Source organism: Curtobacterium sp. KBS0715 (genome assembly GCF_005938005.2).
Classification (GTDB): Bacteria; Actinomycetota; Actinomycetes; order Actinomycetales; family Microbacteriaceae; genus Curtobacterium; species Curtobacterium flaccumfaciens.
The window spans coordinates 669,444-682,275 of the sequence record NZ_VCCA02000001.1 but is presented as its reverse complement, the minus strand read 5'-3'; the positions used below and the strand labels follow the sequence as shown (position 1 = coordinate 682,275).

At 70.8% G+C, this 12,832-nt stretch carries 15 protein-coding genes; 5 read left to right on the top strand and 10 right to left on the bottom strand.

Annotation, left to right across the window (positions count from 1 at the left end; all coding sequences use genetic code 11):
• Positions 1 to 86 precede the first annotated feature (86 nt).
• On the bottom strand, positions 87 to 728 hold the full coding sequence (locus FFG40_RS03375) for a nucleoside/nucleotide kinase family protein (protein WP_138802244.1): 642 nt from the start codon (positions 726 to 728) through the stop codon (positions 87 to 89).
• Positions 729 to 782: 54 nt separating this feature from the next.
• Between FFG40_RS03375 and FFG40_RS03370 the strand changes: the two genes are divergently transcribed.
• The 3 genes from FFG40_RS03370 to FFG40_RS03360 all read left to right on the top strand — a co-directional run bounded on the left by FFG40_RS03370 (position 783) and on the right by FFG40_RS03360 (position 2,127).
• Positions 783 to 1,151, top strand: coding sequence for a VOC family protein (locus FFG40_RS03370; protein ID WP_185974070.1), 369 nt, complete (start codon positions 783 to 785; stop codon positions 1,149 to 1,151).
• A gap of 74 nt (positions 1,152 to 1,225) precedes the next feature.
• Positions 1,226 to 1,414: a hypothetical protein gene (locus FFG40_RS03365; protein WP_138802243.1), complete on the top strand. Its 189-nt coding sequence runs from the start codon at positions 1,226 to 1,228 to the stop codon at positions 1,412 to 1,414.
• Positions 1,411 to 2,127, top strand: a complete 717-nt coding sequence (locus FFG40_RS03360; protein WP_138802242.1) for a hypothetical protein — start codon at positions 1,411 to 1,413, stop codon at positions 2,125 to 2,127. Before FFG40_RS03365 ends, FFG40_RS03360 begins: the two co-directional genes overlap by 4 nt.
• 5 nt (positions 2,128 to 2,132) lie before the next feature.
• On the opposite strand, the gene FFG40_RS03355 is transcribed toward FFG40_RS03360, so the two are convergent.
• From FFG40_RS03355 to FFG40_RS03340, 4 genes are all read right to left on the bottom strand, one after another.
• Positions 2,133 to 2,573 (bottom strand): NUDIX hydrolase, encoded by a 441-nt coding sequence (locus FFG40_RS03355; RefSeq protein ID WP_138802241.1) that lies wholly within the window; start codon positions 2,571 to 2,573, stop codon positions 2,133 to 2,135.
• A 454-nt stretch (positions 2,574 to 3,027) separates the two neighbouring features.
• Entirely contained in the window at positions 3,028 to 3,618 is a 591-nt protein-coding gene (locus FFG40_RS03350) for a TetR/AcrR family transcriptional regulator (RefSeq protein WP_138802240.1), read from the bottom strand.
• Between the two features lie 77 nt (positions 3,619 to 3,695).
• Positions 3,696 to 5,018 carry a carboxylesterase family protein gene (locus FFG40_RS03345; RefSeq protein ID WP_138802239.1) on the bottom strand — a complete coding sequence of 441 codons (1,323 nt, stop codon included), beginning with the start codon at positions 5,016 to 5,018 and terminating at the stop codon, positions 3,696 to 3,698.
• 172 nt (positions 5,019 to 5,190) lie between these two features.
• A complete protein-coding gene (locus FFG40_RS03340) occupies positions 5,191 to 6,489 on the bottom strand; it encodes an MFS transporter (protein ID WP_051597042.1) in 1,299 nt (432 codons plus the stop codon).
• Positions 6,490 to 6,704: 215 nt separating this feature from the next.
• Between FFG40_RS03340 and FFG40_RS03335 the strand changes: the two genes are divergently transcribed.
• Together FFG40_RS03335 and FFG40_RS03330 are read left to right on the top strand one after the other, a co-directional pair.
• Positions 6,705 to 7,505, top strand: a complete 801-nt coding sequence (locus FFG40_RS03335; protein ID WP_185974069.1) for a sugar phosphate isomerase/epimerase — start codon at positions 6,705 to 6,707, stop codon at positions 7,503 to 7,505.
• A complete protein-coding gene (locus FFG40_RS03330; RefSeq protein WP_071248781.1) occupies positions 7,502 to 8,617 on the top strand; it encodes a Gfo/Idh/MocA family protein in 1,116 nt (371 codons plus the stop codon). The genes FFG40_RS03335 and FFG40_RS03330 overlap by 4 nt, the downstream gene beginning before the upstream one ends.
• Before the next feature lie 112 nt (positions 8,618 to 8,729).
• Here FFG40_RS03330 and glgX read toward each other — a convergent pair whose 3' ends face one another.
• From glgX to FFG40_RS03310, 5 genes are all read right to left on the bottom strand, one after another.
• On the bottom strand, positions 8,730 to 10,748 hold the full coding sequence (gene glgX / locus FFG40_RS03325) for a glycogen debranching protein GlgX (protein ID WP_138802238.1): 2,019 nt from the start codon (positions 10,746 to 10,748) through the stop codon (positions 8,730 to 8,732).
• 59 nt (positions 10,749 to 10,807) lie between these two features.
• The gene (locus FFG40_RS03320) at positions 10,808 to 11,422 is read right to left on the bottom strand and encodes a TetR/AcrR family transcriptional regulator (RefSeq protein ID WP_042538020.1); all 615 of its coding nucleotides are present in this window, start codon (positions 11,420 to 11,422) and stop codon (positions 10,808 to 10,810) included.
• Between the two features lie 133 nt (positions 11,423 to 11,555).
• On the bottom strand, positions 11,556 to 12,092 hold the full coding sequence (locus tag FFG40_RS03315) for a MarR family winged helix-turn-helix transcriptional regulator (RefSeq protein ID WP_138802237.1): 537 nt from the start codon (positions 12,090 to 12,092) through the stop codon (positions 11,556 to 11,558).
• A gap of 18 nt (positions 12,093 to 12,110) precedes the next feature.
• Complete coding sequence (locus FFG40_RS16970) at positions 12,111 to 12,272, bottom strand: hypothetical protein (protein ID WP_185974068.1); 162 nt, start codon at positions 12,270 to 12,272, stop codon at positions 12,111 to 12,113.
• 91 nt (positions 12,273 to 12,363) lie between these two features.
• The gene (locus FFG40_RS03310) at positions 12,364 to 12,825 is read right to left on the bottom strand and encodes a MarR family winged helix-turn-helix transcriptional regulator (RefSeq protein ID WP_138802236.1); all 462 of its coding nucleotides are present in this window, start codon (positions 12,823 to 12,825) and stop codon (positions 12,364 to 12,366) included.
• Positions 12,826 to 12,832 lie beyond the last annotated feature (7 nt).

Here is a 12,832-nt window from a genome sequence, read left to right as displayed (position 1 = left end):
TCGGTGTCGGTGTCGCGTGGTGGTGGTCGGGGTCTCGTGGTTGTCGGGGTCGCCTGGTGGTCGTCGACGGTCGCGTCGGTCGGTGGTCACGTCCACACCGTCCTGGAGGCCCGGATCACCGTGGGCGCGACCCTCGCGGCGTTCACGCCGTCCACCTCCACCGCCCATGCGCGGGCGGCGTCGTGGTCGCGGCCGTGCCGCATGTGCCGGCCGACCAGGCGGTCGAGCCGCACGTCGTCGTCGACGGCGCAGAACCAGGTCTCGGTGAAGAGCGCCGGCAGCGCCGACCACGGTGCCGTGTCGTCGAGCAGGTAGTTGCCCTCGGACACCACGAGTCGGGCTGCGCGGGGCACCGCGATGCTGCCGGCGACGGGCTCGTCCACGCGACGGTCGAAGTCCGGTGCCCACACCACGTCCTCGTCGGCGGCGACGAGTCGGCGGACGAGCGCGACGTACCCGTCGGCGTCGAAGGTGTCCGCCGCGCCCTTGCGGTCGTGCCGGCCGAGGGCGTCGAGCGCCGCGTTCGACAGGTGGAAGCCGTCCATCGGGACCTGCACCGCGGTGCCCGCACCCAGGCGGTCGTCGACGGCGGTGACGATGCGGCGGGCGAGCGTGGACTTGCCGGCACCAGGTGCTCCGGCGATCCCGAGCACGGTGCGGTGGCTCGAACGGGCCAGTTCGACGGCACGCTCGACGGCCTGGTCGACGGTCGTGCCGGAGTCGCTCACGGCTTCATCCTCGCAGAGCGCACCGACGGCGGGCCGCGGTGGTTCACTTGCCGCATGGTCGATGCGACGAAGGCGTTCAGCGGGTTCTCGGTGCGCGACGTGCCCGAGGCGAAGGCGTTCTACGAGGACGTCCTGGGGGTCGAGGTCGCCGAGGACCACGGCATGCTCTTCCTGCAGCTCGGCGGCGGACACCAGGTGCTCGTCTACCCGAAGGGCCCGGGTCACGAACCGGCGGCCTTCACGGTGCTGAACTTCCCGGTGCCGGACATCGACGCGGCGGTCGACGAGCTCACCGCGAAGGGCGTCGTGTTCCTGCAGTACGAGGGGGTGACCGACGATCGGGGTGTGAACCGGAAGGGCGGGCCGCTCATCGCCTGGTTCACCGACCCGTCGGGCAACGTCCTCAGCGTCATCGAGGAGTGAACATGTTGTATTCCGAAAGCTCGCGTCGGCGCTGCTGATCGTCCTACCGTCCTCTCACCGACGAGAGGACGGCCATGACGAAGGTGCTGGGACGGCAATGGACCCGCGAGGAACTCCTCGCCGAGCGCGAACGAGTCCGCGCAGAGTGGAATCTGGACGAGCGGGAGTTCGCGCCGACCGCGCAGTGGCGCGACCTGTTCACCGACGAGTACCTCACGCAGAACTGGCTCGACAGCATCTCCGCCCTGCTGGGTGAGCGATGAACGAGCAGGCCGAGTCGGCGGCGCGGCACCAGGCGACGATCGCGCAAGCGCTCCTGGACGGAGCCCTGCCCGAGCACGGTGCGTCGATCGACTACGCCCTCGACGAGCGCAGTGGAACCTTCATGGTGCAGTCAGTCGCCGCGACCGGAAGGGGCACCCCGGTCCGTTTGACCGTGGGCGAGGTCCACACGGCAGACCTGGCCCCGTGGATGCGGTTCCGGTGGGTCGATCACCTCGATGCTCTCGTGGTCAGCGAGAGCAGGTACGCCGTTCTGCTCGCGGACGAACGGCAACCACTCGTCCGCTTCGAGTTCCAGGAGGCGTTGACGGCCACGCCCCAGTCGCACTGGCACCTGCACGCCGAGCGCGGCGCGTTCAGTTCGCTGCTGGCAAGAGCCCGCGACCACGGTTCCGGTCGGCGTGACGCGGCAAGGTTGTCGTCATTGCACTTCCCGCTCGGCGGCCCGCACTTCCGGCCGAGCCTCGCCGACGTGGTCGAGTTCGTCATCGTCGAGTGCGGCGTGGACGCGTTACCGACGTGGCGGGAGGCCGTGCACGGGTTCCGGAATCGTTGGCGCCGTGAAGAAGCTGCTGCGACCACGCGGCAGTTCCCGGCTGAGACAGCACAGACGCTCCGCAGCCTCGGGTGGGGTGTCCAGCCTCCTGTGCCCGCCGACGTCCCCTCGCAGTTCGCCGTCCTGACCGCCGGGTGATGCGGTCAGCGGGCCAGGGCACCCGCCCAGCCGAGGGCGATCGGCACGAGCAGGCCGTGGCGGTGGTGCGGGAGCTCGGCGACGGGGATCCACCGCGACTCGTCCGTCGAGCCGTCGAGCTCGTGCCGCAGTGCTCCCCCGGTGATGGTCGCCCGGAAGACCACCTGCACGGCCTTCATCGGCCGGCCGTTGGCGTGGATGCGGCGTTCGACGGGGACGATGTGGTGCCGGACCCCGAGCAGGGCACCGGCCTGGGCCTCGTACCCGGTCTCCTCGCGGATCTCCCGCACGACGGCCTGCTCGACGGTCTCGTCGAACTCGACCCCGCCGCCCGGCAGCGTCCACGTGCCCGCGTCGGGGTGACGCAGCTTCGCCAGGAGCACGCGGTCACCGTCCGTGATCACGCCGTAGGCGGCGAGCCGGGTGTCGTAGTCCGTGTACTCCATGGGCCGACCATGCCAGGTGGGTGCACCGACGTCTGCCAGCCGCGCCGGGCCTCCAGGCCGTGGACCGGGGTGGCTCGGACGCTCCACCAGCCCGCCGACCGGTCACGACCCCCCGCGGCCCGCACGCCGAGCGGTCACAGACCGTCGGCCCCGCCGCCCGCGAACGACGGAACGTGACCACGCGAGGCAGCCCGTGCGGTGTGTCGCGACCACCCCGCGGGCCGGGAGGCGCGAGTCGCCGCCGCCACGGGCCTCCCGGCCGTCCGGCGTACCGTCGGGACGTCCACGCCGGCGCGCGGTCAGGACACCCCGATGGCTGCCCGCCGAGCGGTCACAAACCGTTGCTTGCGGCACCGCCAGACGACGGAACGTGACCACGCGACACTGCACGCGCGGGGAGTCGTGACCGCTCGCCGCGCAAGGCCCCGGACCCGACGTGCTCGCCCGACCCGGATCAGGCGTCGACGCGTGCCGCTGCCCAGCCCACGCGCATCCGGGCGGCCGCCCGGTCGAAAGCGCTGAGCGGCTCCCCGTCGTCGCGGATGACGGACTGCAGCTGGAGCCCCTCGTACAGCGCCATGAGCTGCTCGGCGGCGTGCCGGGGCGAGGCGCCACGGGGCTCCCGGCCGGCGACGACGTCACGGACCAGGGCGAGGGTGACGTCCTCGAACGCCCGCGTGTACTGCGCGCGGAACCACCCGGCGGCCGGGTGGTCGGGGTTCGAGGCGGCGCTGAGCACGGCGACCCGGAGTCGCACGAGGGCCGGGTCCTCGACGCCCGCGGCGAGTCGGGCTCGCAGGTAGGCGACCGTGCCGTCCCGCTCCGCGATCGGCCAGAGCTCGCGTCGGCTGCCGTTGTTCCACTTGTCCATGACCGCGACCACCAGCAGTTCCCACATCGGGTACGCCCGGTGGAACTCGTCGGCGGTGACCCCGGCGTGCTCGGCGACCTCGTCGGGCCCGACGCGGTGGAAGTCCCCGGCTCGGTAGGCACTGATCGCCCCGGCGACGATGCGTGCACGGAGGTCGACGTCGGTCGTGGGCATGCTGACGATTGTGCGGGGCCGGTCAGCGGCCCGCGACCGCCAGTTCAGGGGGCGCGGCCACCGTCACCGGCTCCCGGTCAGCCGCGGTCGAACGTCAGCGTCTCGTCATCGGGGGCCCGGACCTCGCCGGTGCGGGCGAAGTCGGCCCAGATCGCCCGGAAGGCCCGGCCGCGGCGCTCGACCTCGGGCCAGTCGCGTTCGGGGACGAACCGGGTGCCTGCCCAGGCCTCGCGGCCACCGAGCAGCAACGGCAGGTCGCTCATGTGCACGGCTCCGGTCGGGGCGCTCGTGACACCGCGGTGCAGTCGGTAGGAGGTCGCCCGGCCGCCGGCGCGTCGGTGCCGTTCGGTGAACCGTCGGGCATCGCGCCCGTAGATGACATCGGACAGCGGGCGCACGACCCACCACCGCAGGGCCGACCGCAGCACTCGCGACCGGGTGACCCGACGCAGCCCGGGTACGAGCGGCACGTACATGCCGGCCTCGTCCGAACCGGAGCCGATCAGGACGTCGACGTCGGGCGCGACCCGGCTCCACGCGGCGTCGAGGTCACGCTCGGCGGGCAGCGGCGCGAACCCGTACTGGGTGCCGAACGGCATGCCGGCGGCGAGCCCGTACGGCGCGGCGGCCCGGGTACCGAGCGCCTGCCGGTCGAGCAGGTCCTCGAGCGGGGTGTCGGCGTGCACGGTGCCGACCGCCCGGACCATCGCACGGTTCATCCGCGCCCGACGACGGGACAGCCCGAGCGGCGCGCTCTGGATGATCGCGCGGCGGAAGAGCCCGCCGGCGCCGGCACTGATCATCAGGTGCGCAGCTGCGTCCCCGCCGGCCGACTGCCCGAAGACGGTGACCAGGTCGGGGTCGCCACCGAACGAAGCGATGTTCGCGCGCACCCAGCGCAGCGACTCGACCAGGTCGAGGAGCCCGAGGTTCGCCGGGATCGTCTCGCCGTCACCGAGGAACCCGAGCACGCCGAGCCGGAACGTGACCGACACCACGATCACGCGCTGCTCGGTCACCAGGTCGCGGGCGTCGTAGATCGGCAGGTCGCCACCGCCGATGACGTACGATCCGCCGTGGATCCAGACCATCACCGGCAGCTGTTCGCCCGGACGGACGTCGGCGGGCAGCGTGATCGAGAGCCGCTGGCAGTGCTCGTCGACCTCGATGCCCTGGATCGGGTTGAGCAGCAGGTCGACGAACTCCTCGTGCGGCTGCGGTGCGACCGGCGACGGGGTCGACGCGTGCAGCTCACCCACGAACGGTGGCATCGGCTGCGGCGGGGCGAACCGTTCGGCCTGCGCGTACGGGATCCCGAGCACCCGCACCACGTCGCCGTCGACCGTCCCGACGATGCGGCCGGCGGGGGTGTCGAAGGGGGCTGGGGCGGCGGCGAGCATGTGGATCACGCTATCGGGGCCCGCTGACGCAACCAGGCAGACGGACGGGAGGCCCGTGGCGGCGTCGCCACCCCTCCCTCGCAGGCTCGGTCGGCGCGGCCCGCGTGTCGCTGGCGCGACACCGCTGAGCGTGCCGCGCCCGTCCTCCTCTTGTCGCGTTGCGCGACGGGCGCTACCGCACCCGCTTGATGGGGATGACGACGAGTGCGCCGATGATGGCGATCGCGCCGGCGGCCCAGCACATGAGCGTGTAGTTGTCGGCGGCGTCCCCGGACCCGATCTTCAGGAAGAACAGTGCGACGGCCGGGGCGAGCGACTGCGGCAGCGCGTTGGCGATGTTGATGACGCCGAGGTCCTTGCCGGGACGGTCGGCGTTCGGCAGGACGTCGACGACGAGTGCGGTGTCGATCGCGGAGTAGATGCCGTACGCGAAGCCCATGATGACCTCGGCGACGTAGAAGCCGTTGACCGTGTCGGCGTGCGCGAGCACGATGAGTCCGACCGCGAACATCGCCGTGGAGCCACCGACGAACACCTTGCGGCGACCGAGCTTGTCCGAGGCCCAGCCGGACAGCGCCGCACTGACCAGCAGCGCGATCGTGTAGAGCAGCACACCGAAGGCGACGGCGGCCGTCGCCTCCTTCGCGCTCTCGATGCCGAGGTGCTGCTCCATGTAGAGCAGGCGGTACGTCGTGAACATGAAGGTCGCGAAGATGATGAGGAAGCGCGACCACCACGCGAACGCGAAGTCCGGGTTCTTGACCGGGTTCGTCCAGAACGACGCGATGAGGTTCAGGAACGTGAACTTCTTGAGCTTGTAGGTCGGCAGGTCGTCACGGGCGACGACGGCGTACACGGCGACCAGGATGATCGCCAGGATGCCGGGCGCGATGAACAGCACGGGCAGGTTCGCGACGAAGAAGACCGACAGGTAGGTGCCTGCGAGCACGGCGATGTTCTGCGCGAGCGCGATGATGCTCGAGGACCGGCCGCGCTGCAGCTGCGGCACGTTGTCGGCGAAGCTCGCGAGCAGGGTGGCGAGCGTGGCGTTCGCGGCGAGCTGGGCGAGCAGCCAGGCCAGCGTCAGGTTGAGGACGTCGGGCGAGTAGGCGATCCAGGCGAGGGCGATCGCGAAGACCACGACACCGCTGAGCAGCCAGGGGCGACGACGACCCCAGCGCGTGCGGGTGCGGTCGGACAGGGCACCCGCGAGGGGGTTCATGATGAGCGCACCGAACGCGCCGATCGGCAGCACCGAGCCGATGACGTTCGCAGCGTCGTCGCCGACCAGGGCCTGCGCCTTGAGCTGCATGCTCACGTAGACGGGCGCCATGAGCGCGACGAAGAGGCCGAACTGCCCGAGGAACAGGGCGATCTGGTAGCCGATGCCCACCTTGACCGTGCTGACGGGCTGGGTGATGCCCTCTTCCGGGTTGAGCAGTGCCGGGCTGCCGGGTTCGGGTGTGCTCATGACGCCTCCTTGAGTCGATGAAAACCTTGCCTGACAAGGTTTTTCCGACGCGAGCATACATCGACACGTGTTGTCTGCAACACCGGCCGCGTCACACGGGGCAGCAAAAACTACACACCGGGTGGTTTTTGGGGTAGCGTCGTCATCGATCTCGCCGCGGAGCATCGCTCCTCGACGGGCCGCGACACCCAGACAGGATCGAAGGAGCCTCTGCAATGCCCACCACTTCTGTGCAGCTGTACTCGCTGCGCGACGCCATCGCCGAAGACCTCGAAAAGGCCATCGCCCGTGTCGCCGAGATCGGGTACGAGAACGTCGAGCCCTACGCGTTCGTCGAGCGCGCCACCGACCTCGAGCGTGCGTTCGCGGCCACCGGCCTCAAGGCTCCGTCCGGCCACGTCGCCGTGATCGACGCCGAGGACACCGCGCCGATCTGGGACGCCGCCGAGCGCCTCGGCATCCGCACCGTCATCGACCCGTTCATCCCGACCGACCGCTGGCAGACCGCCGACGACGTCGCGAAGATCGCCGAGCGCGTCAACGAGCTGACCGCCGAGGCCGCCGGCCGTGGCCTGCAGTTCGGGTACCACAACCACCAGTGGGAGTTCACGAACAAGGTCGACGGCCGCACCGTCTACGACCTGTTCGTGTCGCAGCTGTCGCCGGAGACCGTCCTCGAGGTCGACACCTTCTGGGCGACCGTCGGTGGCGCCGACGCCCCTGCCGTGCTCAAGGGCCTGGGCGACCGCGTCGTCGCGATCCACGTCAAGGACGGCAAGGTCGACGGTGACATCCGCACCGCGCTGCCCTCGTCCGAGAGCGCCCTCATCGTGCCCGAGGCGCTGCAGCGCGCCTTCGAGAACCAGACGCCGGCCGGTCAGGGCGACGTCGACGTGACCGCGATCCTCGCCGCCGCACCGCAGGCGATCCGCGTGGTCGAGTTCGACGCGTACAAGGGCGACGTCTTCGAGGGCATCACCGAGTCCCTCACCTGGCTCAAGGACAACGACAAGTGAGCCGTGTCGGGATCGGCATCATCGGTGCCGGCAACATCTCCACGCAGTACCTCGAGAACCTGACCAAGTTCGCCGACGTCGAGGTCCGCTTCGTCGCCGACGTGCTGCTCGAGCGGGCCGCTGAGCAGGCGGCCACGTACGGGGTCGCCTCGTCGGGATCGGTCGAGGAACTCCTCGCCCGCGACGACATCTCGATCGTGATCAACCTGACGATCCCGGCCGCACACGCCGAGGTCGACCAGCAGATCATCGACGCCGGCAAGCACGTCTGGAGCGAGAAGCCGATCGCGACCGACCACGCGTCGGCCGCCGCGGTGCTCGAGTCGGCGAAGGCCAAGGGCCTGCGTGTCGCGACCGCTCCGGACACCGTGCTCGGCGCGGGCATCCAGACGGCGCTCCGGGCCATCGCCCGCGGTGACATCGGCGAGCCGCTCTCCGCGACGACGCTGTTCCACGTCCCCGGGCCCGAGGCGTGGCACCCGAACCCGGACTTCCTGTTCGCCACCGGTGCCGGCCCCCTGTTCGACATGGGCCCGTACTACGTGACGACCCTGGTGCACGCGTTCGGCACCGCCTCGCGCGTGCAGGCCGTCTCGTCGAAGTCGCTCGACCGTCGCACGATCGCGTCCGGCCCCCGCGCCGGCGAGACGTTCCCGGTCGAGGTCCCGACGCACCACGCGGCCCTGATCGAGTTCGCCGGCGGGCAGTCCGCCCAGTCGACGTTCTCGTTCCAGCACGCCCTGCCGCGCATGGGCTTCGTCGAGATCAACGGCACGCTCGGCACGATCTCGCTGCCGGACCCGAACACGTTCGAGGGCTCGTCGCAGCTCTGGCGCTACGGGCAGGACGAGCCCGAGACGCTCGAGGCGGTCGGCTCCACCTGGGGTCGTGGCACCGGTGTCGTCGAGCTCGCCCGCGCCATCGCCGAGGACCGCCCCGAGCGTGCCTCCGGCGCCGTCGCGCTGCACGTGCTCGACGTGCTGCTCGGCATCCGTGACGCGGCCGAGTCGGGGTCCGCCGTCGACATCACGTCGACCGTGGACGCGATCCCGCCGCTGCCCGAGGACTTCGACCCCGCGGCAGCCGTGCTGACCGCGGGCGCGAACGCCTAGGAGCGCCCAGGAGCGCCACGCGCACCACTTCGTGAGCAGCAATGGTCGGATCCCGAACGCGGACCCGACCATTGCTGCTCACCAAGCGAAACCGCGCGAGCCCCGCCCCGCGTCAGACCAGCGCGGTGAAGGACGCGTCGCGCACGAGCAGCGTCGCCGCGTCGCCCACCACGGCCTGGTCGGGGTCGCTCGACAGCCCGAGGGACCAGCTGCCCCCACCCGGACGCTCCGGCAGCGTGAACTCCACCGTGGTGTCCGACGCGTTCAGCAGCACGGCCACGGTGTCGTCGCCCTGGTGCAGCACGAGCGTCACGGCCCGGTTGCCCCCGTCCGCCCAGTCGCCGTCCTCGAACCCGGCGGCGTCGGCACGGAGCACGGTCACCGTCGACTCCGAGTCGCCCGGCGCGGTGCGGAACCACTCCGGACGCAGGGCCTGGTGCTGCCGACGGAACGCGATGGCCGCCGTGGTGAAGGCGAGCAGGTCCTGGTCGGCGGCGGCCCAGTCGAACCACGAGATCTCGTCGTCCTGGCAGTACGCGTTGTTGTTGCCGCCCTGCGACCGGGCGAGCTCGTCGCCACCCAGGATCATCGGCACGCCGGCGGAGAGCAGCAGGGTGCCGAGGAAGTTGCGGCGCTGCCGGTCGCGGTAGTCGTTCACCGCCCCGTCGTCGGTCGGGCCCTCGACGCCGCCGTTGAACGAGGTGTTGTCGCTCTCGCCGTCGTTGTTGTCCTCGCCGTTCGCCTCGTTGTGCTTGTCGGCGTACATCGTGAGGTCGGCCAGGGTGAAACCGTCGTGGGCGGTCACGAAATCGATCGAGCACAGCGGGGAGCGCCGCGAGCCCTCGTAGACGTCCGGGCTGCCCAGGACCCGCTGGACGGCGTCGCCGAGGGCGCCCTCGTCGCCGCGCCAGAAGGCCCGCAGGTCGTCGCGGTACTTGCCGTTCCACTCGGACCAGTCGGCCGGGAACCCGCCGACCTGGTAACCGGCGGTGTCCCACGGCTCGGCGATCATCTTGACCTCGCGCAGCACGGGGTCCTGGTGGATGATGTCGAGGAACGCGGAGTGCTTCTCGGCCTCGCCGTCCTGGCGGGTGAGCGTCGTGGCCAGGTCGAACCGGAAGCCGTCGACGTGCATCTCCTCGACCCAGTAGCGGAGCGAGTCCATGATGAGTCCGAGGGCCGCCGGGTGCCCGACGTTCAGGCTGTTGCCGGTGCCGGTGGTGTCGAAGTAGTTCGCCTCGTCACCCTCGACCAGCCGGTAGTACGACTGGTTGTCGATCCCCTTGAACGACAGCGTCGGGCCCATGTGGTTGCCCTCGGCGGTGTGGTTGTAGACGACGTCCATGATGACCTCGAGCCCCGCGGCGTGCAGGGCCTTCACCATCTCCTTGAACTCGGCGACCTGCTGCCCGGCGGTACCTGCGGACGAGTACTCGTCGTGCGGCGCGAAGAAGCCGATGCTGTTGTAGCCCCAGTAGTTGCGGAGCCCCTTGTCGAGGAGCGTCGAGTCCTGCACGAACTGGTGCGTCGGCAGCAGCTCCACCGCGGTGACGCCGAGGTCGGTGAGGTGCTTGATCGCTGCCGGGTGGGCCATGCCGGCGTAGGTGCCGCGGATCTCCTCGGGGACGTCCGGGTGCTGCTTCGTGAAGCCCTTGACGTGCACCTCGTACACGACGGTGTCGGCGAGCGGGGTCCGCAGCAGGGTGTCACCGTCCCAGTCGAAGGACCGGTCGGCGACGACCGACTTGGGCATCGCGCTGGCCGAGTCGGTCTCGTCGATCTGCTCGGGCTCGTTCATGTCGTGACCGAAGAGCGCCTGGCCCCACTCGTACTCGCCGTCGATCGCGGTGGCGTAGGGGTCGAGCAGGAGCTTCGCGCCGTTGTGGCGGAGGCCGTTCGCCGGGTCCCACGCACCGTGCACGCGGAAGCCGTAGCGGGTGCCGACGGTCACCCCGGGGACGACGTCGTGGAAGGTGTAGCCGGTGCGGTTGCGGAGCTCGGTGCGGTGCTCGGTGCCGTCGTCGTCGAAGGTGCAGAACTCGACCCGCTCGGCGGTGCTCGAGAACAGGGCGACGTTGGCGCCCCCGTCGACGAGCGTGACGCCGAGCGGGGTGCGCGTGGAAGTGGTCATGCTGCCCTTCTACCGGCCGGTCGCTGTGCCACCGGCGGTGTGGGCGTACCCCTGGCCGCTCAGCGCACCGGCGGGACGAGCTGCTCGAGCAGCCGCAGCACCCGCTCGCCGTCGACGGCGTCCGGGTCGAGCAGCCACTGGACCTGCAGTCCGTCGGATGCCGCGATGCTCAGGCTCGCCAGGTCGACCGGGTCCAGGTCTGCGCGGATCCGGCCACTCGCCTGGTCCGCCTCGATCAGCACGGCGAGTTCGGCGCGAAGGCGGGCGAAGCGTTCGCGCATGAAGTCGCGCGTGGCCGGGTGGCCCTCCTGCACGGCGTCGGCCGCGAGGGTCGTGTACAGCTGCACCAGCCCCGGCACGGCCCGGTTGCGCGATGCGCTCTCGCGCATGTCGCCGATCGCCGACTTCATCCGGTCGGGCGCGCCCTGCTCGCGGACCTCGTGCTCCCGGTAGACGGCGAGCAGCAGTTCGTCGCGACTGGGGAAGTAGTGGCGGAGCGCCGCGTGCGTGATCCCGAGGGCTTCGGCCACCGAGCGGAGCGACGATGCGTCGACCCCCTGCTCCGCGACCATGCGGATCATCTCGTCGAGGATCTGCGTGCGCCGCTCGGCGCCCTTGCGGTACCCGCCGCGGCGCGGCTGGGCCGCGTCGGCGTCGTCCGCGGGGTGGGTCATGCACCCAACTTACCGCTGGAAGGTTTTCTCGCCACCGTCCGGTCTGGAGGCCCGTGGCGGGCGCACCACGGGCCTCCCGTCCGTATCCGGTCGCGTCGCACCCGCCTGGTCGCGTCAGCCGGGTGCGCTCGCGTCAGTCCTGGTCGTCGACCGTGTACTCGTCGACCGGCGCGGGCGTGCCCGCGGCGAGCGCGTCGACGATCTTCGTGAGCGAGTCGGCGAGGACGGCGTTGTCCGTGTCGGGGAGTTGTTCGAGCACCTCGACGACGGCCGCGTGGAAGCGCGCGTACGAGGCGTCGATCTTCTCGGCGGCCCGGTCGGTCGGGGCGAGCACCTGCGCACGACGGTCGGTGGGGTGCGCCGTGCGGGACAGCAGGCCCTTCTGCACGAGCCCGTCGACGATCTTGGTGACCGAGGCGTTCGAGACGGCGAGCATCACGGCGAGGTCCTTCGGGCCCATCGTGCGGCCGTCCCGGTGTGCCTGGAGCATGTACCGGACGGCGAGGAACTCGTTCTTCGACAGGCCGCTCTCGATGCGGGCGGACTCGATCTGCTGGTCCTCGGCGTGCTGCAGGCGCAGCAGCGCGTCGACGGCGGTCTTCGCGACCCCGGACTCGGGTTCGCGGGCGTAGAGGTGGACGTGCTCTCGACGGACGACGGTCAACGGCATGGGGTCATGCGCTCCTTGCTAAACGGCAGGCGTGCTGAAGAAGTCCGCGTAGGACGGTTCGGGACGACCGGCGAGCAGCGAGGGGTCCTGGATGCGACGCTCGACGTACGCGTCGATGATCGCCGGGTCGGTGAGACCGACGCGCGTGTGACTGCCACCGATCCGTGCCGTCCGAGGCATTCCGGAGTACGTGCTGTGCATGTCGTGTCCCGCCCTTCTTGCTTGCCGTGTGTCCCCTGCGGACGGCTGAACTCTTTCACAAAGTGAACGGTCAGTTCAACGAACCATTCGCACTGTGTACGTTTTGCGCGCCGAACGGTTCGGCGGAGCCCGTCAGGGTCGTGAGGAGCTGCAGGAGCGCCGCTCGTCGCGGCTCGTCGAGCGGTGCGAACAGGGAGTCGAGCACCCCCTCGGCGATGCGACGTCCCTCGTCGAGCACCCGCCGACCGTCCTCGGTGATCGCGTGCTCGATCCGCCGACCCCGACCGGCGGTCCGGGTGATGAGCCCGCGGTCGAGCATCCGGTTGGCGAGGGTGCCGAAGGCCTGGTCGCTCTGGAACGTCGCGACGGCGAGGTCGTGCCCCGATGCGTGGGGCATCCGGTCGATGGCGCGCAGGGCGTCCCACTGCACGAGCGTCACGCCGAGGTCACGGAGGGCGGCGTCCATCGTGCGGTGGTTGCGGTACTGCGCCCGCTTGACGGCGTGGCCCAGGGCTTCGAGGTCGGTCGGCATGGTGCTA